24 protein-coding genes and 11 tRNA genes are annotated in these 24,570 nt (G+C 40.0%); 3 read left to right on the top strand and 32 right to left on the bottom strand.

Translation table 11 applies throughout. The features are described from left to right. Positions 1-128: 128 nt before the first annotated feature. The 12 genes from M3182_RS24130 to M3182_RS24075 all read right to left on the bottom strand — a co-directional run bounded on the left by M3182_RS24130 (position 129) and on the right by M3182_RS24075 (position 1,881). A tRNA-Gly gene (locus M3182_RS24130) sits at positions 129-202 on the bottom strand. Between the two features lie 27 nt (positions 203-229). Then, positions 230-306 (bottom strand) — tRNA-Pro (locus tag M3182_RS24125). Positions 307-327: 21 nt separating this feature from the next. Continuing rightward, positions 328-404: transfer RNA gene (locus tag M3182_RS24120), tRNA-Arg, on the bottom strand. 62 nt (positions 405-466) lie between these two features. Beyond that, positions 467-552 (bottom strand) — tRNA-Leu (locus M3182_RS24115). Between the two features lie 53 nt (positions 553-605). Then, a tRNA-Leu gene (locus tag M3182_RS24110) sits at positions 606-690 on the bottom strand. Between the two features lie 69 nt (positions 691-759). Beyond that, positions 760-835, bottom strand: a tRNA-Lys gene (locus tag M3182_RS24105). Between the two features lie 5 nt (positions 836-840). Next, positions 841-915, bottom strand: a tRNA-Gln gene (locus tag M3182_RS24100). 21 nt (positions 916-936) lie between these two features. Further along, a tRNA-Asp gene (locus M3182_RS24095) sits at positions 937-1,013 on the bottom strand. 7 nt (positions 1,014-1,020) lie between these two features. Next, a tRNA-Glu gene (locus tag M3182_RS24090) sits at positions 1,021-1,095 on the bottom strand. 11 nt (positions 1,096-1,106) lie between these two features. Further along, positions 1,107-1,197 (bottom strand) — tRNA-Ser (locus M3182_RS24085). Positions 1,198-1,205: 8 nt separating this feature from the next. Next, positions 1,206-1,280 (bottom strand) — tRNA-Asn (locus M3182_RS24080). Positions 1,281-1,407: 127 nt separating this feature from the next. Continuing rightward, complete coding sequence (locus M3182_RS24075) at positions 1,408-1,881, bottom strand: SprT family protein (RefSeq protein WP_251437088.1); 474 nt, start codon at positions 1,879-1,881, stop codon at positions 1,408-1,410. 86 nt (positions 1,882-1,967) lie between these two features. Between M3182_RS24075 and cmpA the strand changes: the two genes are divergently transcribed. Beyond that, the gene (gene cmpA / locus M3182_RS24070) at positions 1,968-2,081 is read left to right on the top strand and encodes a cortex morphogenetic protein CmpA (RefSeq protein ID WP_251437086.1); all 114 of its coding nucleotides are present in this window, start codon (positions 1,968-1,970) and stop codon (positions 2,079-2,081) included. Positions 2,082-2,164: 83 nt separating this feature from the next. Here cmpA and M3182_RS24065 read toward each other — a convergent pair whose 3' ends face one another. From M3182_RS24065 to acpS, 14 genes are all read right to left on the bottom strand, one after another. Continuing rightward, positions 2,165-4,330, bottom strand: a complete 2,166-nt coding sequence (locus M3182_RS24065) for a Tex family protein (RefSeq protein WP_251560397.1) — start codon at positions 4,328-4,330, stop codon at positions 2,165-2,167. A 114-nt stretch (positions 4,331-4,444) separates the two neighbouring features. Continuing rightward, a complete protein-coding gene (locus tag M3182_RS24060; protein ID WP_251560393.1) occupies positions 4,445-5,041 on the bottom strand; it encodes a PP2C family serine/threonine-protein phosphatase in 597 nt (198 codons plus the stop codon). Beyond that, on the bottom strand, positions 5,038-5,832 hold the full coding sequence (sigB, locus tag M3182_RS24055) for an RNA polymerase sigma factor SigB (RefSeq protein ID WP_251560391.1): 795 nt from the start codon (positions 5,830-5,832) through the stop codon (positions 5,038-5,040). The genes M3182_RS24060 and sigB overlap by 4 nt, the downstream gene beginning before the upstream one ends. Further along, the gene (gene rsbW / locus M3182_RS24050) at positions 5,810-6,283 is read right to left on the bottom strand and encodes an anti-sigma B factor RsbW (RefSeq protein ID WP_251560389.1); all 474 of its coding nucleotides are present in this window, start codon (positions 6,281-6,283) and stop codon (positions 5,810-5,812) included. Before rsbW ends, sigB begins: the two co-directional genes overlap by 23 nt. Further along, on the bottom strand, positions 6,280-6,612 hold the full coding sequence (locus M3182_RS24045; RefSeq protein WP_251437075.1) for an anti-sigma factor antagonist: 333 nt from the start codon (positions 6,610-6,612) through the stop codon (positions 6,280-6,282). Before M3182_RS24045 ends, rsbW begins: the two co-directional genes overlap by 4 nt. Positions 6,613-6,671: 59 nt before the next feature. Then, on the bottom strand, positions 6,672-7,682 hold the full coding sequence (locus tag M3182_RS24040; protein WP_251560387.1) for a PP2C family protein-serine/threonine phosphatase: 1,011 nt from the start codon (positions 7,680-7,682) through the stop codon (positions 6,672-6,674). A gap of 11 nt (positions 7,683-7,693) precedes the next feature. Then, positions 7,694-8,095 (bottom strand): anti-sigma regulatory factor, encoded by a 402-nt coding sequence (locus M3182_RS24035; protein ID WP_251437071.1) that lies wholly within the window; start codon positions 8,093-8,095, stop codon positions 7,694-7,696. A gap of 3 nt (positions 8,096-8,098) precedes the next feature. Then, on the bottom strand, positions 8,099-8,455 hold the full coding sequence (locus M3182_RS24030) for an STAS domain-containing protein (RefSeq protein ID WP_251437069.1): 357 nt from the start codon (positions 8,453-8,455) through the stop codon (positions 8,099-8,101). After that, positions 8,452-9,285, bottom strand: a complete 834-nt coding sequence (locus M3182_RS24025; RefSeq protein WP_251560385.1) for an RsbT co-antagonist protein RsbRA — start codon at positions 9,283-9,285, stop codon at positions 8,452-8,454. Before M3182_RS24025 ends, M3182_RS24030 begins: the two co-directional genes overlap by 4 nt. A 322-nt stretch (positions 9,286-9,607) precedes the next feature. Next, positions 9,608-9,958, bottom strand: a complete 351-nt coding sequence (locus M3182_RS24020) for a type II toxin-antitoxin system PemK/MazF family toxin (protein WP_251437066.1) — start codon at positions 9,956-9,958, stop codon at positions 9,608-9,610. 4 nt (positions 9,959-9,962) lie between these two features. Continuing rightward, on the bottom strand, positions 9,963-10,244 hold the full coding sequence (locus M3182_RS24015) for a CopG family ribbon-helix-helix protein (protein ID WP_251437064.1): 282 nt from the start codon (positions 10,242-10,244) through the stop codon (positions 9,963-9,965). 166 nt (positions 10,245-10,410) lie between these two features. Beyond that, positions 10,411-11,577, bottom strand: a complete 1,167-nt coding sequence (gene alr / locus M3182_RS24010) for an alanine racemase (protein WP_251560383.1) — start codon at positions 11,575-11,577, stop codon at positions 10,411-10,413. 306 nt (positions 11,578-11,883) lie between these two features. Beyond that, positions 11,884-12,897 carry a LolA family protein gene (locus M3182_RS24005; RefSeq protein ID WP_251437060.1) on the bottom strand — a complete coding sequence of 338 codons (1,014 nt, stop codon included), beginning with the start codon at positions 12,895-12,897 and terminating at the stop codon, positions 11,884-11,886. Between the two features lie 293 nt (positions 12,898-13,190). Further along, positions 13,191-13,544, bottom strand: coding sequence for a holo-ACP synthase (gene acpS, locus M3182_RS24000; RefSeq protein WP_251560381.1), 354 nt, complete (start codon positions 13,542-13,544; stop codon positions 13,191-13,193). A gap of 160 nt (positions 13,545-13,704) precedes the next feature. On the opposite strand from acpS, the gene M3182_RS23995 reads away from it, so the two are divergent. After that, the gene (locus tag M3182_RS23995) at positions 13,705-14,292 is read left to right on the top strand and encodes a rhomboid family intramembrane serine protease (RefSeq protein ID WP_251437056.1); all 588 of its coding nucleotides are present in this window, start codon (positions 13,705-13,707) and stop codon (positions 14,290-14,292) included. A 293-nt stretch (positions 14,293-14,585) separates the two neighbouring features. On the opposite strand, the gene M3182_RS23990 is transcribed toward M3182_RS23995, so the two are convergent. The 6 genes from M3182_RS23990 to M3182_RS23965 all read right to left on the bottom strand — a co-directional run bounded on the left by M3182_RS23990 (position 14,586) and on the right by M3182_RS23965 (position 22,761). Continuing rightward, positions 14,586-16,034 (bottom strand): PH domain-containing protein, encoded by a 1,449-nt coding sequence (locus M3182_RS23990; RefSeq protein ID WP_251560380.1) that lies wholly within the window; start codon positions 16,032-16,034, stop codon positions 14,586-14,588. Next, positions 16,027-16,506: a PH domain-containing protein gene (locus tag M3182_RS23985; protein ID WP_251560378.1), complete on the bottom strand. Its 480-nt coding sequence runs from the start codon at positions 16,504-16,506 to the stop codon at positions 16,027-16,029. The genes M3182_RS23990 and M3182_RS23985 overlap by 8 nt, the downstream gene beginning before the upstream one ends. A 102-nt stretch (positions 16,507-16,608) precedes the next feature. After that, complete coding sequence (gene uvsE, locus M3182_RS23980; protein ID WP_251560376.1) at positions 16,609-17,577, bottom strand: UV DNA damage repair endonuclease UvsE; 969 nt, start codon at positions 17,575-17,577, stop codon at positions 16,609-16,611. Between the two features lie 408 nt (positions 17,578-17,985). Next, positions 17,986-19,425: a degradosome RNA helicase CshA gene (cshA, locus tag M3182_RS23975; RefSeq protein WP_285869414.1), complete on the bottom strand. Its 1,440-nt coding sequence runs from the start codon at positions 19,423-19,425 to the stop codon at positions 17,986-17,988. A 475-nt stretch (positions 19,426-19,900) separates the two neighbouring features. Continuing rightward, positions 19,901-21,274: a UDP-N-acetylmuramoyl-tripeptide--D-alanyl-D-alanine ligase gene (locus M3182_RS23970; RefSeq protein WP_349774474.1), complete on the bottom strand. Its 1,374-nt coding sequence runs from the start codon at positions 21,272-21,274 to the stop codon at positions 19,901-19,903. A 413-nt stretch (positions 21,275-21,687) separates the two neighbouring features. After that, a complete protein-coding gene (locus M3182_RS23965) occupies positions 21,688-22,761 on the bottom strand; it encodes a D-alanine--D-alanine ligase (protein WP_251560374.1) in 1,074 nt (357 codons plus the stop codon). Positions 22,762-23,211: 450 nt separating this feature from the next. Here M3182_RS23965 and M3182_RS23960 point away from each other — a divergent pair, with 450 nt between their 5' ends. Beyond that, a complete protein-coding gene (locus tag M3182_RS23960; RefSeq protein WP_251560372.1) occupies positions 23,212-24,405 on the top strand; it encodes a dicarboxylate/amino acid:cation symporter in 1,194 nt (397 codons plus the stop codon). Positions 24,406-24,570: the final 165 nt, after the last annotated feature.

Here is a 24,570-nt window from a genome sequence, read left to right as displayed (position 1 = left end):
AGGATCAAACTCTCCAATAAAGAGTATGAGTTAAGCTCATAAAATAAAACGTTGGCTCATGTTCTTCATAAGAAGACATGATAATATTGTTTGTTGACGCTTGTTTGTTTAGTTTTCAAAGAGCAATTTGGAGCGGGTGATGGGAATCGAACCCACGACATTAGCTTGGAAGGCTAGAGTTTTACCATTAAACTACACCCGCATATTAAATTAAAACGATTTGATAGAGTGGTCGGGAAGACAGGATTCGAACCTGCGACCCCTTGGTCCCAAACCAAGTGCTCTACCAAGCTGAGCTACTTCCCGTTTTAAATTATTTAGATAATATGGCGCGCCCGAAAGGAGTCGAACCCATAACCTTCTGATCCGTAGTCAGACGCTCTATCCAATTGAGCTACGGGCGCATATTGTGAGAAGCAACTTTTACATAATACCAAGATATTAAGTTAAAGTCAAGAACTTTTTTTGGTGCGGCCGAGAGGACTTGAACCTCCACGGGGTTGCCCCCACTAGGCCCTCAACCTAGCGCGTCTGCCATTCCGCCACGACCGCATTTAGTTTTTTACCCAATTAACGGTATTATTTCACTTATAAAACAATTTGTTTGGTGCGGGTGAAGGGAGTCGAACCCCCACGCCTTGCGGCGCTAGATCCTAAGTCTAGTGCGTCTGCCAATTCCGCCACACCCGCATAATAATGAAAGTTATTTTCACTATCGTGATTTTATGGATGATTATTTTGCTACCACAAAAATAATCATGGTGAGCCATGAAGGACTCGAACCTTCGACCCTCTGATTAAAAGTCAGATGCTCTACCAACTGAGCTAATGGCTCTAAAATGGCTGGGCTAGCAGGATTCGAACCTGCGCATGACGGAGTCAAAGTCCGGTGCCTTACCGCTTGGCTATAGCCCAAAATCTTCTATTGTTATAATATGGCGGTCCGGACGGGACTCGAACCCGCGACCTCCTGCGTGACAGGCAGGCATTCTAACCAACTGAACTACCGGACCATATTAGTGGTGACCCGTACGGGATTCGAACCCGTGTTACCGCCGTGAAAGGGCGGTGTCTTAACCGCTTGACCAACGGGCCAAAATTACGAATGGCGGAGAAGGAGGGATTTGAACCCTCGCGCCGCTTGCGCGACCTACACCCTTAGCAGGGGCGCCTCTTCAGCCACTTGAGTACTTCCCCGAAATAAATGGCTCCGCAGGTAGGATTCGAACCTACGACCGTTCGGTTAACAGCCGAATGCTCTACCACTGAGCTACTGCGGAATAATACCCTTTAGGACAACCTCTGTTGTCGACTCTTTAGATTATAATGAGATGCAATTCAAAAGTCAACCCTCTTTTTTAAAAAAACGATAAGCAACTCAATCAGGGTTCTTATTTTGCCATGAATTCATTTGTTTGTCAACTCTTTTATGAATTTCAGCTTCCCTCTACATTTACCACAAACAAACCTTTTCGTATCAATGACTCGCTTACGTTGATAAAGAAGGCCACACTCCATACATTTGTATTCTAAAGTCTTTCGAGTAGCTCTGCTCCTCTGTTGTTCAGGAAGAGTGGAACAAAATCTAGGCGCATTTACTTGCTTCATTAACTCGCGGAAATCCCTGTCTCTGTGCTGATAACCTTTTCCTTCTAAATGCAAATGGTAGTGACAGAGCTCATGCTTAATAATTCCCACCAATTCAGTTTCACCGAATTGGTCAAAATATTTCTTGTTGATCTCAATATGGTGGCTTCGTAATAAATATCTACCACCAGTAGACCGCAGTCTAGGATTAAAAACGGCTTTATGAAGAAACGGTTTCCCAAAATCCTCAAATGAAATCTCCTCAACTAACCTCTGCAATTCTTCATTTTCCATTTAAAAGCACCCTTTAACTTTTATGAACATGACAACCTATTATAGCATATATTAACGGTACCATTAACCATTCTGGAGGTATGTGTATGCCTGTTTGGTTCCAAAATCAAATGATGAAGGCTTTCTACCAAAAGGACAGATATCAAATAAAATTACTTAACCAATGCTGGTTTTTTTATAGAGAAAAACAAGGTCTATAATCATTAGTAGAAACAATTCGTTAAAGTGACTTGTCTTTTTGTTTAAAAAAATCTGCCCAAATCCATGGGCAGACTTCTTTTGGTTATTCTTGAGGTGAGAGCATTGTCAGAGCAACTCTTCCTTTTTGCATATCAACACTATCTACCCACACTGTGACGACATCACCAACAGAGACAACATCAAGTGGGTGCTTTACAAACTTGCGGCTTAATTTTGAGATATGGACAAGCCCATCTTGTTTGACTCCAACATCAATGAAGGCACCAAAATCAACAACATTTCGAACAGTTCCTTGTAGCTCCATCCCTGGTTTCAAATCTTCTAATTTTAAGACATCCTTTTTCAACAAAGGTGTTGGTAACTCATCACGCGGATCTCTTTCTGGTCTAACAAGAGCATCTATAATGTCTTTTAACGTTAACTCACCTATTTCCAATTCTTCTGCCGTTTTCCTAATATCAAGCTTTGAGAGTTGTTCTTTTAATTGTACAGAACCTAAATCAGCCGTTTTGAATCCTAAACTAGCAAGCAACTGCTTGACCTCTCCATAATTCTCAGGATGAATCGCCGTCCGATCAAGCGGTTCTTTTCCATCAACTACACGTAGGAACCCGATAGCTTGCTCATACGTCTTCGCTCCAAGCCGCGGAATTTTCTTTAATTGCGCTCTGCTTGTGAATTTCCCTTCCTCTTCTCGTTTCTTCACGATATTGTTTGCCACTATCTTTGAAAGTCCTGAAACATATTGTAGCAAAGAAGGAGAAGCTGTATTCACATTAACCCCAACTTGGTTTACTGCGGTTTCCACTACAAACGTCAATGATTCGGAAAGTTTTTTCTGACTAACATCATGTTGGTATTGACCTACCCCCACTGATTTAGGATCTATTTTAACTAACTCAGCTAAGGGGTCCTGTAATCTACGAGCGATGGAAACTGCACTTCGTTCTTCAACTTGAAGGTCCGGGAATTCCTCTCTCGCTAGGTCAGAGGCTGAATAGACACTCGCCCCCGCTTCATTAACGATTAAATAAAAAATCTCTTCTTCAACTTCTTTTAAAATATCAGAGACAAATTGTTCTGTTTCCCGCGAAGCAGTACCATTCCCGATTGCAACCATCTCAATCTGATATTCTTTTAAGGTTTGTGTAAATTTCCTATTTGCTTCTTCTGCTCTAGCTGCCGATAGATGTGGGTAAATCACATCAATTTTTAACACTTTTCCGGTCTCATCTACTACTGCTAGCTTACAGCCTGTCCGATAAGCAGGATCAACACCTAGAACCATCTTTCCTTTTAACGGTGGTTGAAGCAAGAGTTTGCGAAGGTTTTCAGAAAAAATATGTATCGCTTGCTCTTCAGCCTTTTCAGTTAGTTCATTTCTTATTTCTCTTTCAATTGATGACTGAATTAATCGTTTGTACGCATCATGAATAGCCTCATCTACAAGTGCCGAAGTATACGACTGTTCGTTCTTTACCCATTTTTTGTGAAGGTAATTCACGATCGCTTCAATCTCGATTCGAATCGCAACCTTCAGAATTCCCTCTTTCTCGCCACGATTAAGTGCCAGAATACGGTGAGGGACAATCTTGCTAATCGGTTCTGCATATTCATAGTACATTTCATAAACGTTCTTTTCGTCTTTATCTTGCTCTTTCACTTCAGCCTCAATTACTCCACGTTTATACGTCTCTGAACGTATCCACTTACGGCCGGAGGCATCATCTGAAACCATTTCTGCAACTATATCTTGAGCACCTGATATCGCCGCCTCTTCAGTAGCCACTCCCTTTTCTTCGGAAACGTATTTTTGGGCTTCCGCTTCAACACTCCCACTCATAGGAAATGTCAACAACCACTTAGCCAACGGTTCAAGACCTTGTTCCTTTGCGATAGTCGCTTTTGTCCTACGCTTTTGTTTATAAGGGCGATACAAATCTTCTACTTCTTGAAGTTTGTTGGCTTTTTCGATGTTTTTCTTTAACTCAGGAGTCAATTTTCCTTGCTCATCAATTAACCGAATCACTTCATCTTTTCGTTGGTCTAAGCTCTGGATATATTGCCACCTTTCAATAACATCCCTAATTTGAACCTCATCCATTGCCCCTGTTTGTTCTTTTCGATACCTGGCAATGAACGGCACAGTATTCCCTTCATTAATCATCGAAATAACATTTTGTACTTGTTTCACGTTCAATGATTGCTCACTTGCTATTTGTTTAGTATATTGCTCTTGTTTATCGATTGTTTCATTCAAATGAGACCACTCTCCATTTATTATGTAACTTGATAAAACCATCCTCTTTAGTTTATCAGAAATTAACACTAGGTTCTAAGGGACTAAAAAAGAAAGCCTCCACTAAAGAAAGCTTCCTAAAATAAATGTTGCATCATCCATGCTGTTTATATGGTTTTGTTTGATTTCATGTGCAATCGCCAATGTTGAGCGGTATTTTTGTAGTAAGTTTCGCGCCCCATGTATATCATATCCATCAGAATAAATAAGAAACTTCGACTCAGGTTCATACGAAAAACGCTGAGTATGAAACACTTGTGGTTTCCCCGATAGGTATCCCGAAACCGGAAGAGGATACGTGAGCTTCCCTTCTGGTGAGTAAAGATAAAATCGGATGTTCCCTACCCCACTATAGACAAATTCCTTTTCCTTGAAATAGACTTTAAGGACAGAAACGGCGGCCCCGCGCTTTTGATAGAGCACCTTATTACAACGGGCCATCAAACTATCTAAATCCTCATGATGATATTGTTCGACTTCTGCCACAACAGCGGCGGAAGCCTCATGAGCATATTTCCCACTCCCTAACCCGTCTGCGATTACACAAATAAAATAGTCATCCGTGACTTTATAATAGTAACTATCTCCGCACTCGTCATTCCCAGCCTTCGTCGTTTGATGGACAAACAACTCAAGCTTGTCTTTAAGATTTTGTATCATTTAATACACTCCGAGTTATTATTCTCGGCATTGATAGCCTCTTGCAATTTTTTGATTGCCCGTCGTTGAATGCGAGAAACATGCATTTGTGAAATTCCAAGCTTATCACCAGCTTCTTTTTGACTCATATTCTCTAAGTATGTGTACTGAATTACTTGTTTTTCTCTTTCCGTAAGAACATGCAAGACTTTTTCAAGAACAAGCCGTTGATTAATTTTTTCATATCCCTGGTCGATCGTTCCAACTATATCTAATAAAGTAACGGTGCCACCTTCCGAATCAGCTTCAATTGAATGGTCTACAGAGAGAGCCTGATAGCTTTTCCCCATCTCCATCGCTTCTAATACTTCTTCCTCAGTGACCCCTAAACTTTTTGCAATTTCATCTACTCTAGGAGACCGATGTAATTCGGTTGTTAATTGTTCGACCGTTCCTTTAATTTTAGGTCCAAGTTCTTTAATCCGTCTCGGAACATGAACATCCCATGTCTTATCTCTCAAAAAACGCTTTATCTCACCAATAATGGTCGGGACAGCAAATGCTTCAAAACTTTTCCCAAACGATTCATCATATCTTCGTATCGCCCCTAACAATCCAATCATACCGACTTGACAGATATCTTCATGAAAAGAACGACCTTTTGAATATTTCCTCGCGATTGTTTCCACCAATGATTGGTAATGTAGCACCAACTGATCTTGTGCTGCCTGATTCTCATTTTGTTGAAAAGCTTTGATTAATCCATTTACATCTATTTTGGGGTCTTGATTAGGTTGAGATTGTTTTTGCATCGATCTCCACCTGCTCTCCCTCAAGGTATTTAGTCATAAAGACCGTAACACCTTCTTTTTGATGAATTCGCACCTCATCCATCAATGTTTCGATTAGATAGAGTCCTAAGCCTCCTTCTCGAAGGAATTCAATCGATTGATTTTGCTGATAAGGACCGATCCCTTCACGTGCCGAGTGGAAATCAAAACTTTGACCATGATCAGCCACCATCACTTCAAGACGATCTTGAAATAGACCAAAGCCGATTACAACTTCACCTTGTTCATTTTTTCTATAAGCATGCTGAACCGCATTCGTACAAGCTTCACTCGTTGCAATTTTCAAATTCTCAATTTCATCATATGAAAAACCCATCCGACTTGCGATTCCAGATAATGTTAGCCTGATGACTCCCACAAACTCTGGTTTTGCCGGAATTTTCATTTCGACATAGTCATAAGGCTTTGTCATTTTGCTTCACCTTCTATCTGGCGATTGACATCAATAATATCTGCAAGGCCTGTAATTTCAAAAAGCCGTTGGAGGCGACCGGACAAACCATTCAATTGGAAATGCCCGCCGTTAGCCTTTACATTTTTAAATACACCTACAAAAACTCCCAGCCCAGTACTATCCATATAGGAAACTCCTGAGAGGTCAATAATCATTTTTATACCGTTCTTTTCTGATAAAGGAAAAATTGTATCGCGCAACTTTGGCGCTGTATATGCATCAATCTCACCATTCAGTGTGATTTCTAGTAAGCTATCGGTCTTTTTCGTATCAATGGTTAAATTCATGTTAGACCCACCTTTATACGTTCGTTGCTTTTTACTCTTTTACCCTCTCAACAATGGGGTTAAACCTTCCTTTTTAAAATGATTAACGTAAAATCATCACGCAATTGAAAGTTTTGAAGTTTTTCTAGGTCTTTGAATACTTTATTCACAATTTCCTGTGCACTCAAATGGATGTACTTATCGATATAACCTACTAACGTTTCTCGTTCAATAAACCCTTCATCTGTTCTGCACTCTGTTACTCCATCTGATAAAAGAATAACCATATCACCAGGAGATACCTGCTTCTCGTAGTTCATATATTTGGTTTTCTTCTCAATCCCTAAGAGGAGTCCCTTCGCTTTTAGCTCAGCATAGGATTTTTCAGCTGCATTATAATAAAACCCAGGTTCATGCCCTGCTGACGCATAAGAAAGTATATTCGTTTCGGGATTATACAATCCATAAAACATGGTAATGAACATGCTTGGATCCACGTTTTGTTCGACAATTCGATTGAGATTTTCGAGAATACTTCCTGGTCCCAATCGATTTTCTGGTATACTTTCCATCGCATACTTGATCATGGACATACATAAAGCAGCTGGAATACCTTTGCCGATGACATCCGCTATCGCTACGCTTATACAATTATTTTCATCTTGGACAAAATGATAATAATCCCCGTTCATATGCCTAGCTGGTACGCTAATCGCACCAATATCCAAGCCATCTACTTCAGGTATTGTCGTCCCTAACAGGGTCTGTTGGACATTTGCTGCAATTTCCATTTCAGACCTTAGCTCAGCCTGTTTCGATCGCAGACTTTCATTTTCACGATACGTAAGCCCATATCCCATCATGACCTCTAATAAAAGATCAAAAGAATCAATCACATCCTTCGGTAGCTCTGGATGCATTTCTACTAACAGACTTTTATGAAGACTAACAATTTCTTCAGGGGAAATTTTATGTTCAATGGTCTTTCGACTAAATTTCTGGCCTGCATATAAAGCTTGTTCAGACTGATCTTTAATATAATTTTCAAGAAGTTCCCGATACTTGTGTTCCATCCCTTCTCGGAAATCCATTACTTCCCCTCCTACCGAAGCCACTTCGTTGCTGTTATCTGCGTACCTTCTTCCGGATTGGACTCGATTACAAACTGATCCATTAAGCGCTTGACCCCAGGAAGCCCTGCTCCCAGCCCACCCGAAGTTGAATACCCATCCTCCATTACTTGGCGGATGTCACTAATTCCAGGACCGTTATCAATAGCATTGATCCTTACACCAGGCTTTCCACCCTCGTATAATTTATCAATGCAAATTTGTCCCTTTCCTGCATATAAGTAAATATTTCTGGCTAGTTCACTGATTGCCGTAGTGATTCTCGCTTGATCAACAGTGCCAAACCCTAACTCTTTGGCAACATTGCGACCAAGTTGTCTGGCGGCCACAATATCCCATTCATTTATGATTGTTACACAGGATTGGATACTCATATGTTACTCCCCCAATTCCTGTTGTAATTTCTCCAAACCTTTTTCTAGATCAATGGCCGTCAAGACATTATTTAAACCTATCCCCAGCTCTATCAGAGTAATCGCAACGGCAGGCTGAATTCCTGTAATGACCACTTTTGCCCCCATTAGGTTGGACATATCAATTACATCACCTAGGACTTTTGCTATAAAAGAATCAATAAAGTCAATGGATGTTAAATCAATCACTACACCACTAGCATTTGTTTCATGAATTTTTTGCAATAAATCTTCTTGGAATTGAAGAGCAGTTTGATCATCTAATTCCCACTGAATTGAAACAAGAAGACAGTTGTACAATTTTAAAATGGGTATTCTCAATTTTGACCCTCCACATTTACAATTTTCCGATTCGTCAATTCAAGGGCTGTTTCAATTCCCTTTTGAAGGGTATTTTTTGTCGTAAATTGAGTTAAATCAATTCCTAAACTTACAATGGTTTGCGCAATTTCTGGACGAATTCCGCAAAGCATACACTTAGCCCCGACAAGCCTTACCGCTTCTGCAGCTTGAATAATATGATGAGCCACCATTGTATCCACAACAGGAACTCCTGTAATATCGATTAATACAACCTCAGAGCGATGCTTAACAGCCCCCTTTAAAAGGTTTTCCATAATCTGCTTCGCTCTCTCTGTATCAATTGTTCCAACCAACGGCATAACTGTGATGCGATCAAAAACAGGAATAAGTGGTGCTGATAGTTCCTGAAGAGCAATTTTCTGCAACGAAACGGTTTTTTCCCAAGTTGCCGCGTAGATTCCAATAATTTCTATATTTGTTCGTGTCAACCACTCATCAAATTCTCGAAAGATTTTTCGTTGGTTCTCTATTGTGATAGCTCCAGCCTCTTCCATTCGTTCGAATACAATTACTCCAAATGTATGCAAACCTTTAGACACAAATGTTAACGGCCATCCAAGTCGGACGACTCTTTCAGCAAATTCCTTCAACCTGGAGTGGTAGTCGTCTTTTGTTCCTTTTATATTGGCGATAATCAAATCGACAAATTCTCGACTAGTACTATTGAAAACTTGGTCAGAAACAACGCGGACTACCCGATCATCGTTTTCATCCTTCGTTGTTTTCATCCATTCGTTCAGCATTTCTAACTTATGGGCCTCTATAAACTCAAAAATCATCTTATTCATGTCTCTTCCCCCCATAGAAGCTTACAAGTTTTTCATTTACCCTATTTTCTAATTCTCTAAACTTCTAAATAGATGAAATAGTTCTATAATTAGACAGACTTATTTCAAGATTAATGGTTCATCTACCTACTCGTCAAATATAATTTTCTCCCTTATCCATAATGAAACAAAATGCCTATAGCATTAAAGCATAAGTACTCACCTTAAGCATTGGAGTTAGACGTATGTAAATCTTGCTTAATTCTATTAAACCTATTTGATATCGCCTTACTTTCTGCGGACAATAAAAAAACGCCCTTAAAAAGAGCGTTTTGATAATTTATTAAAATTCAATAAGGCCTAAACTTACCTGAAGCGCTTCATCCACTTTTTCCATCATTTCATCATCGAGATGGGTAATCTTATCGGTTAAGCGTTGCTTATCAATTGTACGAATCTGTTCTAATAATAGGACTGAATCTCGTTCAAAGCCGTAACGTTTCGCATCAATTTCAACATGCGTTGGCAGCTTCGCTTTTTGGATTTGAGCGGTTATGGCTGCAATAATTACTGTGGGACTAAACCGATTCCCGATGTCGTTTTGAATGACAAGTACAGGGCGGACGCCGCCTTGCTCTGAACCAACAACTGGGGATAGGTCCGCAAAATATACGTCACCACGTTTGACAATCACCGGATTATCCTCCGCTTACTAAACGTTCGACAGTGTGTTCTGCCTCGTATTCTGCCTGAAATGCTTCTGATGCAATCGTCAGGTTAATCTTGGCCATTTCCATGTATCCACGTCGCATCGATTCACGAATTTGTCTCTTTTTTCTATCACGTAGATACATCTTTGTTGCCTGGTAAATGAATTCACTTCGATTCACGTTTTCTTGCTTAGCGTATCCATCTAATTCCATTAGAAGATTTTGCGGTAACCTTACCAGGATTTCAGTTGTTGCGCTGGATTCAGACACAAACATACACCTCCACCATCATCACTACATACCGTTAAACGTTATAATCTTTCTCTTTACCATTTTTAATAATAACATTATTTAAGCCAGATGCAAAGGTGCATTGGCAATTCTATTGTATTATCCGCCTAAAAAAGATTATTTTATGCATGGATTTCTTCATTTGTTATTTTTTAGGGATTAAGGGGTTTTTCAAGTCGATCATTCTCCCTTTACGCTTATAAACCCTTGGAACTCTTGAGGAAATAAGACATGGAATTTCATAATTAATCGTCTCTAATTTTTCCGCTATTTCATCCATTGTAATGCTTTGAGTTTGTTGACCTCCAATTAATGTAACAGTCGTTCCAACCGATACTTGATATGGAAGCTTAATCATTGATTGGTCCATGCAAATCCTTCCAACAATTGGAGAGCGCATCCCATCTACCAGTACCTCTTGGCCCTGCAAACGCCTTATCCATCCGTCCGCATAACCAATTGGTATAGTGCCAATCCATTCCTTCTCCTGCGCTTCATAAGTACATCCGTAACTTACTTTGTCTCCTTTATTGATGCGTTTCACTTGTGTAACTTTTGAGTGTAAAGAAAATGCCTGACGAAGCGGGAAAGGAATTTCCTGTTTCATGTCTTTTGAAGGAGAAAGACCATACATGACGATTCCAAGTCGAACCGCATTGAATTGAGCTTCGGCATAGCGAAGCGCAGCAGCACTATTGCTACTGTGAATGCAAGGTGGGCGTGATTGAAGGTTAGAAACCATGAAATTAAAACGCTCTAGCTGTATTTTATAATAGCTATCATTTCGTTCATCAGCCGTTGCAAAGTGAGTGAAAATACCATCAAAGTGCAACCTAGAGTCTTTTAGAATTTCCTGTTCAACCATTCGTAGTTCTTGCTCATCTCGAATTCCAATGCGTCCCATACCTGTATCAACCTTAACATGTAAGGAAAGCTGGGTATCTGGATAAAGTGCTTTTTGCGCCTTTGCAATCCACCTTTGTTCAAATACCGTTAATGTTATATTTTCTTCTGCAGCAATATTTACATCTTCTGGTCGACTAGCACCTAGCACCAAGATCGGTGCTATAATCCCTTTTCCCCTAAGCGAAAGGGCTTCATCCAAAAAGGCAACCGCAAGCATCGTCGCTCCTGCCTCCAGTGCTGCTTGAGCAACTTGATAATCACCGTGACCATATGCATTTGCTTTAACGACTGCAATTATCGCTACACGGTCAGGTAATCGTTGCTTCACTGCTTTCACATTTTCGGTAATGCAATCCAAATCAACCTCTACCCATGTATCTCGGTAGAAAAAAAACTGTTCATCCACTGTAAACACACTTCCTTTAAATGCGTTCCTTGCTCATCTGTTTTTCTGTACCATTATCGAACCAGGAAGCAGGAAATGTCAAATACATATCCTTTTTATCATCCCCAGAAGAGGCCAATCCTTTCATGTACTATTATCATTTATTCTCCACCCCCGTGGAAATATGCTAAAAACGATGTTTTTCTATTAGGTTATTTTCCAAATCTTTTTTGCTTTAACCTTTTATCTAAAAATAACCTCTTATAATCCTTACTAATATTGAACAAACAAAAAAACAGGCCCTATTATTGAGCCTGTTTTTTGTCTTTACTTTACAACATCGCCTTGTACGGATTTCGCTACCATCACCATTTCATCTGGTGTTAATTCAGAGGATGCTAGTAAATATTCGACACCTTGGTGCGTCCATCTAATGGAACTTTCTGTTTGTGCACCAATTGTAAACCCTAAATCAATAGGGTTTCCTGAAATGGAAACCGGATAAGTTCCATCTTCCATGATTGAAGCCTTTTCTTGAACAAGCGTGTAAGACTTTTCACCATCGAAGGTTAGTACAACACGTTTTCCATTTTCTGTGTTCATCACTTGTTCGTCCGCTAATTTAACACCTGGAATTTCAGCAAGCGGATATTTAACGGCAAACTGCTTATCTTCACCACTGGCCATTACCGGCACTTCTAATTGAGAAGCAGTCATATTTTTCTTCATATCGAAATCATCATCATCGAAGCTAGCCCCAAATTCAACATCGGAAAATTCAACAGTTACAAGAGCATTCCGGTCTGTATCCATCACTTTTACACTTGCTGGGGTTAGATCTTTTTTATTCAACTTAATCTCTTGGTGTGGCAACATTTGGCTATTTTGGTACCGGGTCTTCGTCTCAAATACATAATGTTTCTCTGTTTCCGTATATTTTGCTTCCTTATCCTCTAAAATGTCTTGCACCAAAGATTCATATAAGTAAGCCTGGCTACTGTTTTGCGGCCAACTGCTTTGAAAACGGAAACTCTTATTTAAAGCAGGTGTCAATACAAACACACCTTCATCATTTCTTAAGATCATTTGACTTTGATCTTTTTCAGCATTTTTTAAATTCACCCGATAATAACTTGGTTCTTTATGCCAAATTTCCACCTCATATACTTGCGGTTCTGAACCCATTTGTAGAGTCATCTTCGCATTTGCCTTGTAGCTCTTTAACTTTGACAGGTTTTCATCCAGATCTTTGACAACTGTTTCCTGAGACTTAGCACCACATGCAGCCAAAACGAATAAAATCATCACCCCAGCGAGAAGCAGCCAAAACTTATTCTTCATTCCTTCAACCCCTTTTGTCTAATTTCAACGTGAAAGGGAAAGAAAAGACGATACACACAGCCATATTCCCGCCGCTTGGTCTTGTCTCCCCTGTTGCACTATGAATATATGAGACAACCATTGGGTTTATGACCAAGCATTCTAAGAGCTTGGGTGATTTTTTTAAGGAATGACTTTTAAACCTTTGGTGCTTTTTGAGCTAGTAATAAGTGGTTTACTTCCTAATTCCTGTAGGTAGAGATGGCATTTTCCCTTCATCTCTTTTCTTCCTACAATAAATTTACGTTTTACAATCAATTTCCCTCAATTATGACCTGTGCGGCAGCAAAATCACGACTATGGGTGATTGATAAATGAATCCCTTCTGAAATGGGTTTTATAAAGAAAGGTTTTCCCCGCTCATTTTTTTTGATTTCAATATCTTGAAAAGATAAATCCTTTCCGATTCCAGTACCAAAGGCTTTCGCAAATGCTTCCTTTGCTGCAAACCGTCCGGCGAGAAATTCTATTTTTCTTCTATCCGATAAAGAGCAGAATTCCTTTCTCTCCTCCTCGGTTAAAATCCGTTCCGGAAAACGTGGTTGTTTCTTAAATAAAACAGCAATTCGGCTTATTTCCACAATATCAAGGCCAATTCCAGTAATCATGTTAACCACCTCGCCTTCTAAAAAAATCTATCATCGCATATGATACGAAAAGCCAAGCATCCGTCTTAGGATTAGACGGTACTAATTGTTAAATGCTACAGTTATAATCAAAGAAAACATTTAACTAACTAAATCCGAAAGATGTATTTGGAGGTGCTTTATGTTTGTCCGTACAGAAAGCTTCCGAGAATTTATCCGTTTTTATCCAATTATTACTCTCATTATCTGTATTCATTTCCTTTTATTTTTAGCGACTTCTTTGCCCATTTTGCCTAGTAGAGAAATCTTTACGCTGTTAGCTGGCGTGAATTTGTATATCATGGAGGGAGAAATTTGGAGGATCATCACCCCCATTTTTATTCATTCAGGGTTTGCACATGTATTATTTAATAGTTTTTCACTTGTCTTATTCGGCCCAGCACTAGAAAGAATGCTAGGAAAAACAAAGTTTCTAGTTGTCTACTTAGTCACAGGAATAGCGGCAAATATTGCAACCCTATTCCTGGAATCACCAACATATACACATGTAGGCTCAAGCGGTGCTATTTTTGGCTTGTTCGGGTTTTATTTAGCCATTATTATGTTCCGAAGAGAAATGCTCTCCAGGGAAAATTCTCAAATGATCCTTACAATCGCAATCATCGGAGTAATCATGACCTTCATGCAGGCCAATATCAATATCACCGCACACATTTTCGGACTAATCGCCGGATTCCTAATCGGAAGAATCATCTATTCGAATAGGTGAGAAGAAAAGCGAAGTCCACTAGTCGCTAGGAGCCGTAGCTAGACAAATAGAAAAGCGAAGGCGGCTTGCTCAGGGGCGACAGGCATAAGACGAGCCGGCCAGAAGGTTGCTCTTTAACCTTCTTGACGGATTGGCTTATGACCCGAGCCCCTAGCCGCTGCAGCTAGACATTAGAAAAGCGAAGGCCGCTCGTTCAACTCCGACAGGCATAAGACGAGCCGGCCTAAACTGATTAGAACTGTTGTTGCTAAAAAACTCTTTTTGATGTTTTACAGCTTAGAATCGTACCTTATTCACTCCATCCTTACTGTGCTATTTTCACGAGAATACCAGTTATAGATTATTGCTATATCTTTTTCATGTAAGTCCAGTACTTTTCCACCCGAGCCACCTTGGCCCGATTTAACAACCGCCTCAACTGTTGCCAAGCGTTTTTTCTTCTGGAAAAGGCTTTGCTTAACACTCAGTGATTGAACATTATTCTTGCGCATATATACAGTGTTTTTTATTATCAATCGATATCTTAAAGTGACCATATTCTGCTCTAAACTCCAGCCAGCTGCCTTAAACTGTAGATAAGCCCATAAACTTGTAACAGCTAAAAGTCCTAAAGATAAAAGTCCCCATATTTGAAACAAATAAACCATTACAACGATAACCGGCAGGCTGACCAAAGCACCTCTTATCAAATAACGAACAAGCGCTTGTGGCGGAGCTGGGCTCAATTTAGAGTTCCATTCATAATCCTCTAAATAAGGTTCAAGCAGCTGTGTGATGTTATGCCTTTTTATAATAGGCAAAAATAATACCTTTGAACTTTCTTCATTTGAAGAAGATCCGCCTGCACTTTCTACATAAACGGTAGCCATACCCAATGGTTGTCTGACTATATTTTCACTTATACGGATTGCTTGTATCCTTTTCAACGGGATTGTAAACTGCCTTTTTTCAAAAAGCCCTCTGGTGATGATGAAATCATCCTCCACTTTCCTTAGGGTAAAATTGGCATACTTTAGCATTGTGCCAATCACAGCTAGGAGCCAAACAAAGAAAAAACCTAGAAAAACAACGAAACTTATAAACATGATTCCATTTGAAATAAACTGTTCCATTTCCTGAAAGACCCGTTCATAGGGAATGAACTCCTCAAACTGAAACACAATGGCCAGGTTGGCAGAAAGAATCACTCCAACTCCCCCAGAAGTTGAAGCAAGTAACAACAAATCCGGCATCGTCATTTTATATATCACCGATTCATCTGGGAATGCTTCCACCTCGTTTGGATTGGAACCCCTCTTCGCAGAAACAATCAAATCATGAATCGCGTTCGCCTCAGCCTTTTTTATCGCAGTGAGAACAGCTTCTGCTTCACCGTTACCCGAACCAGCCGCTGTCTCCACCTTTACTTTTACCAGTCCAAAAGGCCGTTGTAAGATTCCCTCTGATACATCTAAGCTTTGAATTCGCTCAAAAGGAATATAGCGCTTTTTTCGAACGAGAAGACCATGTTCAATCCGCAGTTCATTCTCTTCAACTCGATATGTAAATCGATACCATGACAAAAAGCCAGAAACTAAAAAAAGCACTAGACCGACTCCAACCGCGATTAAATACAGCATTCCTTCACTTTCTCCTCGGTTTCCAAAGAACAACAAGAGAAGAATCGGAATAAATAATTCTTTTAAATGTTGAAGGATATTTAAAAGGGCGGCTATTGGATGCATACGTTTTGGACTAGACATCTTCATCCGCCACCCTTGCCAAACGAGAAATTGACTGCCTCAGTCTTTCCGCCTCCACTCCCTCAAGTGCAGGAATTTCATGGACCGTAGCAGCAGTAGAAATCATTACGGTAGATAATCCATATTTCCTTAATAACGGTCCTTGTTGAGTGTCAACATGCTGTACTCTAACCATTGGAATAAGCGTCCTTTTGATTATGAAAACTCCTCGTTGTAGTTCAATTTCTTGCTCTCTAACCTCATAGCGCCAACGCTTCCAACGCATCATCGGTAAAAAGAAGACAGCCAACCAAGCATATACCAACATAAAAATACCAATTGCGACCATAATCATTAGCGGCCAATTAAATAAAATTCCGAGAGTAATAAACCCTCCACCTATTAAAAAAACAAATAAAGTAGAAATACTACCGGATATTCTCCATACCACCAAAGCACGTTGAGATATCCTCGTTTGTGGCTCAGGAAACATCAATCCATCCTCCACTCCCATATTATAGACTCTCTAAGTATACCTTTATTTTCTTCCTAGAGACTAATGATACAAACCAGCCTATGTTAGAACCAACTATATTTAAACGAGACGGAAACTAGCTTGGGTTACCATTTCTATTCCTTGTTGCTCTTTCAAATCCTCAACTAATTTAAATAAGGCCTCATCCTTGCGCTTTGCTTCAATCATACAGTGAATCTCAGGCACCGACCCTTTAATCTTTTCTAGAAATGTCATAAACATTTCTGCATCGATATGGTCAGCATGAGCACGGAAGTCCTTTTCGGACCTTGGGCTTGATATATGCATTTTAATAGGTAGCTTGGAATGCTTCCAAGTTCCTACCACTCTCTCCCACTGGGATTCCCAATCAGGTTCTTCCTCAAAATGTGCTAAATGATGGTGATAATCGAAGACGAGTGGAGCACCTAACTTTTCACAAAGGTAAAGTGTGTCGTTTAATGTAAACGTCGTATCGTCATTTTCCAGCATAATCAGCTCCTGCAGATGCTGTGGAAGAAGACCCCAATTATGAATAAATTGCTCTAAAGCTTTTCCTTTATCATCATATGCACCACCCACATGTAAAACACAGCGATGTTGTGGAGGGATGTTCATTCCTCGCAACAGTGCTTCATGCATGTTTAACGTTCGAATTGAATTGTTCAACGTATCTTTATTTGTTGTATTTAATAACACAAAATGATCCGGGTGAAAATCAATTCTCATTGAATGGGTTTGAATATATTCTGCTAACTCTTTTAACGGTTCTTTTAAAGCTTTCATGTACTTCCAGTCCGAGAGTTCCGGATGATTTGCAAGGGGAATAAGTCGTGAACTTAGTCTAAAAAAAGAAATATCATTCGCATAATTATGTTTTAAGAGTCGCAAACAATTTTCTAAGTTACTAATCGAAATCCGCTCAAGCTTCCGAATCGCCGCCTCACGATCTGGAATCGCTTGAAATTGTTTAAACGTCATCGTTTGTGAGGGAGAACAGTTTTGGAGCTCCACACTCATTGCCACGTAACCTAGTTTTACAAGTGTCATCATAATCCTCCTCTTACCTTCCGTAGGTAGTCGCATCTTTTATTCCGTAGTATGCCTTAAAATAATCAAAACTAAAGGCTCTATTAAGGCTCTTGTTGTTTTGCACACTTGAACTTGAAAACATATTCTTTGAAGCGGGCCAGCAGCGCCCACAGGACATAGAGATAGTTCCTCTAAACCTACATATTTGTGGAGAACTCGCACATTATCTGAATTTTTCTAATGAAGGAGATTTGGTGGAACTAAACTTAGTGAGGGATATATTTAGACAAGTACTAGGATTAAGGTCTTTGCTAAGCGAAGTCTCTCAGGTAATACTCATTGTAAAATGAACCGTCAGCAAATAAAAAGACTGCAGTCCAATCCCGAACGAACGCCGAGGTTGTCTGCAGTCTAATAAAGGCTTATTTATCTAGATGAACGAGTTGGCTTACCACCAGTACGCTTTGTTGCCGTACGTGGTTTGTAATTTTTGTTACGATAATCTTGGCTTCTTCTACGATCTTGTGGCTTTTTATCCCGACGAGAAGGAAGCGGCTTTTCTTCTGTTAGTTTTACCGGAGTTGTATCCGGTTCTTTTGTCATCATTTTCAACACAGAAGCAACAACCGTTACTGCATCATGATCACTAAGCAATTGTTCTGCTGTCTGACGGTAGAATTGCAGGTTATTGGATTCAATCGTTTGTACAATCTTTTCAATAACAGCCTTTTGCTGACCTTCTAATGCTTGATCTAGCGTAGGGGCTTGCATGCGTTCCATCTTTTTCTTTGTTGTACGTTCAACAACAGAAAGGTATGACTTTTCTCTTGTGGTTACAAATGTCAATGCCATCCCTTGTTTTCCAGCACGACCCGTACGTCCAATACGGTGAACATAGCTTTCTGGATCTTGTGGAATATCAAAGTTATATACATGGGTAACACCTGAGATATCCAACCCGCGAGCTGCCACATCTGTCGCAACAAGTACATCGATCGAGCCCTCTTTAAACTTACGAAGGACACTCATTCGCTTTGCCTGTGATAAGTCACCGTGAATTCCTTCAGCTGTGTATCCACGAAGGTTTAATGCTTCAGCTAGCTCATCCACACGACGCTTCGTCCGTCCAAATACAATCGCTAATTCAGGTGATTGGATATCAAGTAGCCTAGTTAATACATCAAACTTGTTTTTCTCCTGAACTTCAACATAATATTGTTCAATCAACGGAACTGTCATTTCACGTGCTTTGACACGGATCACTTCAGGGTCTTTCATAAAGCGTTCAGCAATTTTACGGATAGGTCCAGGCATTGTTGCTGAGAACAATAGCGTTTGACGCTCTTCTGGAACTTGTGCAAGAATGCTTTCAATATCTTCAATAAAGCCCATATTTAACATTTCATCCGCTTCATCTAGGATGACTGTTTGGACAGTATCTAAACGAATTGTTTTTCTGTTGATATGGTCAAGCAAACGGCCTGGAGTACCAACAATAATATGAGGACCTTTTTTAAGGGCACGGATTTGGCGATTAATGTCTTGCCCACCATAGATGGCTAGAACACCGACTCTTTTTCCTGCACCAATTTTGTATAGCTCTTCTGAAACCTGTACAGCCAATTCACGGGTAGGAGCAATAATAATCCCTTGAATTTGTCGACGTTCCTTCTCTATCTTGTCAATTAATGGAATACCAAAAGCTGCTGTTTTTCCTGTCCCTGTTTGCGCTTGGCCAATAAGGTCTTTATTTTGCAGGCTCATTGGGATGGTTTCAGCTTGAATTGGTGTTGCTTCCTCAAAACCCATTTTTTTCAGTGACTTTAACGTGGCTGGGCTTATGCCCAATTCTTCAAACAATGTCAAATTTGTTCATTCTCCTTTTTCTTGTTCAAATTGATGTTTATATTTTTTAAGTGGCTGTTTAAGTTTATCTCAATTTAAGCCTTATCTGGAAATTTTCGTACACCTTAGTGGAGGATTTGGTGTAGAGCATTGCGAGAGTCCAAATGAGGCTAATCGCCTGGAGCGTGGCTTAGTGGATAAGATAACATCTCCAAAACGAAAGAGCCTGCGATTTACAGGATTTTCTTACGTAGACACTTGATGTTTATCTTACCACCTGATGGAAGTGAATGCAATCAAATGCGTTTCGCTTGAATGGAATCAAGCAAATCTCCAAAACAGCCAGTTGATGAGTGTTTCTATATTCTATTTTCTGACAAAAGCACCCAAATCGCAATGGTAAAGCATCCTTTGCTTCTATCATTGTGCCCTAATTCTTTTGATTTCACACACAAATAAGCCTCTGCTTAAGGGCAGAGGCTTACATTTTTATCACTTATTGTAAAAACTTAACAACCTCTTCTAACTTCATCCCTCTAGATGCTTTAATTAACACAAGTGTATCTGATGTTGCAACTTCAGTTAACTTTTTAGCTAGCTCATTTTTATCTGTAAAACGATAAACCCTGTCCCCACCAAGAACTTCTAGTGCCCCTTCTCCAATATAGGCACCTAGTTTTCCATATGTGAAAACATAATCAATTTTCTCGGAATCAAGCGACTGACCAATTTGGTAATGATATTGCTCTTCGGCTGGTCCAAGCTCTAGCATATCTCCCAACACTAGAATTTTTCGTGAAAAGCCATCAAGGTTGGATACTAGTTCAATGGCAGCATTCATCGATGTTGGACTCGCGTTATAAGCATCATTAATGATTTTTACACCATTTGTCCCTTCGACTAATTCCATACGCATATTCGTTAATTTCAACTGCGCAAAACCTTCATTCATGCTTTCGTAGCGTATTCCAAAATACTCCGCTGCAAGCATGGATGCTAATGCGTTTAAAATATTATGAGTTCCTAGTACAGGAAGACGGAAAGTTTCATTGCTTTTGTTCATTTTGAATGTGTTTCCGCTAGAGGTTTGATCAATTTCTACTGGATATAGATCATTGGTCGTCCTACGGCCAAAAGTCCGTAATAACCCGTTCCCTTTATAAGTGGCTAATCGTTCCTGAAGCAACGGTTCGTCCCCATGATAGATAATCAAGCCATTATCTTTTAACCCTTCGATAATTTCAAGTTTGGCATCTGCAATTGCTTCTCTTGATCCTAAATCTAATAGATGGGATTCACCTATGTTGGTAATAATAACCGCATTCGGCTGGGCCAGTTTGGTTAAAAACTCAATTTCTCCCCGGCTACTCATCCCCATCTCCAATACTGCCATTTCGGTTTCCTCTTTAAGTTGCAGGATTGTAAGTGGCAGACCTATATGATTATTATAATTGCCTTCGGTTTTTTGGACCTTATAAGCTAAGCTTAAAAGACTTGCTACCATGTCCTTTGTTGTTGTTTTCCCATTACTCCCGGTTATTCCGAGGACCTTTACATTTAACTGCTTCCGATAGCTTCTAGCAAGTTCCTGTAAAGCCAGCAAAGGATCTTCAACAATCACAATTGGAAGGTGCATCGGAGGGTTGGGTACATCTTTTTGCCAAAAGGCAGCGGAAGCTCCCCTTTTAATGGCATCTTCAACAAACCGATGCCCATCCACATTTTCCCCTTTAAAAGGGATAAATAAATTTCCTTGCTCAATCTTCCTTGAGTCAATTGACACACCTTTAATCCAAACATCTTTGTATGACGAAGGATCATTTTCGTGTTTAATCATATCTGCGATCTCAACAAGCGACCTTTGAATCACAAGAATCTTCCTCCTAAAAAACATTATTATAAGAAAAGCGAAAGTGCCCTGCTCAGCGGCGTATGGTCTGGAGCTCTCCAACTGAGATAAGTTTTTTTCTTTGGACTTTAGCCCTTAAAAAAAACAATCGGGTTCTTACGGGCACTTATGAAGTTAGTGGCCGATAGAACGGGATAAAGGAAACACGAAGAGCGTAGCGATTCGATGTTGACGCAATCGTTGCAGCGGAGAGTGAAGGACACTATCCGCTAGGGCACTGCAGTTGGACAATGAAAAACGAAAGCGGCTCGTATAGGGGCGAAGACAAACCGGGGTGGCTTAGACCCGATTCCCTAGCCGCTGTAGCCGAACAATACTCAAAGTCCAAATAGCTAAAACAGAACACGGCAAATGGTCCACCGTGTTCTTAATCATTAAAAAGTATACTTGATTTTCTGTTTCTCTTGATGGCGCTCGATCGCTAAGCCTACCAGTCGTTCAATCAACTGCGGATATTCTAATCCTGTATGCTTCCATAATAACGGAAACATGCTGAATGGAGTGAAACCTGGCATTGTATTTACTTCATTGATCAGGAATTCCCCATCTGCCGTTAAAAAGAAGTCCGCTCTTACTAAGCCCGAGCAATCCAATGCTTTATAGGCCTTTTTGGCCAATTCTTTCAATTCTTTATATTGTTCTTCAGTAATTTCTGCTGGGATGATAAGTCCTGTGTTGCCATCCTCATACTTCGCTTTATAATCATAAAAGTCTGTTTTTGGGACAATCTCCCCTGGAACCGAGCACTCAGCTTCATCGTTTCCTAGCACACCAATCTCGACTTCTCTTGCTGTTACACCTTGTTCAACAATTATCTTACGGTCAAATTGGAATGCTTCCTTGAAGGCTACTTGTAGTTCCTCATGATTGGAACATTTGGAAATTCCGACGCTAGAACCTAAATTAGCTGGTTTAACGAAACATGGGTAGCCAAGGTCTTTTTCAACCTGCGAATAAGCCATTTCCTGATCTTTCTCCCATTCACTCCGAACAAAAGAAACATAATCTACTTGAGATAACCCGGCTTGAGCAAAGATATTCTTCATAATGACTTTATCCATCCCCGCTGCCGAGGCAAGTACGCCGTTTCCAACGTAAGGAAGATTTAATAATTCAAGCATCCCTTGAACTGTACCATCTTCTCCATTTGGTCCATGAAGAAGCGGAAAAATGACATCTAGTTTCCCCTCTTCTGCTTTAAAAACAGTAGGGTTAAATTCCGGAGTGGGTAGGGCTTGTGTAGAACTTGTATATTCTAGTACCTCGACATTTTCAGCTGGGGCACTTAATTGTGGACCCTTTATCCATTCTCCTTCTTCTGTTATATAAATAGGGTGGATTTCAAACTTATCATAATTAATTGCTTTTGTTACAGCAAGCGCTGTCTGCATGGATACTTTATGCTCAGCTGATTTGCCACCATAAAGCAAGCCTATTTTTATCTTCATCCTATTGACCTCCAGTTTAACAATCACTTTTTCTATTTTACCACTATCCACTCAAAGATAGGATACATTCTCATTACAAATCAATTCCACTTCGTTATCTTTCTTTTTCGCTCTTTTCTTAAACTTTGTTGCTTCTAAATAATATGAAAAGAAATAGCTTGGAAAGTAACTTTCAATTAGGAGGAAATCGCGTGCAAAATTAGTTATTAACTCACAAAATGACTCATTTACTCTTAAATCTACTTTAAGATTTTAACACCCATCTCCCGAAAAAATCCTTCTTTTTAACGTATGAAACAACAGGCTTGATTAAAAACCTAGATTTTTTTAGATGTTACTCTTTGTAAATGTTTGATTATTCCGCCATATTAAGTTTCACTTCACAAGGAACATATCCAGCGTTATAATCCTTCTATAAAATACAGTTGTTCTTATATGGAGGACATTAACATGAAACTCGGACTTTTACCTAAAATTATCCTTGCCATTATTCTTGCCATTATTGCTGGTTCCTTCGCCCCTGACGCGTTTTTAAGGGTGTTCATTACCTTCAATAATTTATTCGGCAATTTTCTTGGCTTTGCTATTCCTCTTATCATTGTCGGTTTTATTGCACCTGGGATTGCCTCCTTGGGCAAAGGTGCTGGAAAAATGCTTGGCATTACAACTAGCGTTGCATACCTTTCCACCATTGGAGCTGGGTTAATTGCCTTTTTTACAGCCACTTTTCTTTACCCTACGTTATTAAAAGGGCAAAGTACACAAGCATTTGAAAACCCTGAAGAAGCCTTATTATCGCCATTTTTTACCGTAGAGATGCCACCAGTGATAGATATCATGAGTGCGCTTTTACTCGCTTTCACCCTCGGTATTGGCCTAACAGTTATTAACGGCCACACACTCAAGCATGCAATGTATGACTTTCGAGAGATTATTGAGAAAGTAATTGAAAAAGTTATTATTCCCCTACTTCCACTTCATATCTTTGGCATCTTTGCCAATATGACGCAAGGGGGACAAGCGGTGGCTATTATGAGCGTATTCCTTAAAGTTTTCCTCATGATCCTGGCCCTGCACATTCTCTACCTATTCATCCAGTTTAGTGTTGCCGGTTCATTGGCTAAAAGAAACCCATTCATAATGATGAAAAATATGGTTCCTGCTTATATGACTGCACTTGGAACACAATCCTCTGCTTCAACAATTCCAGTAACATTGAAACAGACAAAACAGCTCGGAACGAATGAACGGGTGGCGGATTTTTCTGTCCCTTTATTAGCCACTATTCATCTATCAGGTAGCACCATTACACTTGTTAGCTGTGGAATCGCCGTTATGATGCTGCAAGGACAATCCCCTGGCCTCGGTACGATTCTTCCTTTTATCCTTATGCTTGGGATTACAATGATTGCAGCTCCTGGAGTACCAGGTGGGGCTGTAATGGCTGCGCTAGGATTGCTAGAGTCGATGCTCGGCTTTGACCCGACAATGATTTCCTTAATGATTGCTCTTTATTTAGCTCAGGATAGTTTTGGAACAGCTTGCAATGTCACTGGGGATGGAGCCCTTTCTATGATCGTCGACAAACTGTCAGGAACAAAATCTCGCCGTTCAACCGTCCTAAAGGAAAAAACAGAGGTATAGCCTTGTACCTGTCGCATAACCCAAAAAAAGGCTCAGTTCACTGGACTGAGCCTTTTGGGTTGCCTTTTTGTACTCAACGCCCTTATATCTTGTTCCTCCCCCAATCATGCTGATTTCCTTACGAACTTGGGTGAGGGAATCAGCATGTTTTGATAAAAAAGCGGA

Source organism: Mesobacillus maritimus (assembly GCF_023715205.1).
GTDB lineage: Bacteria > Bacillota > Bacilli > Bacillales > Cytobacillaceae > Mesobacillus_B > Mesobacillus_B maritimus_C.
Note: the sequence above shows the minus strand (reverse complement) of the source record. Positions and strands in the feature narration are given on the sequence as shown.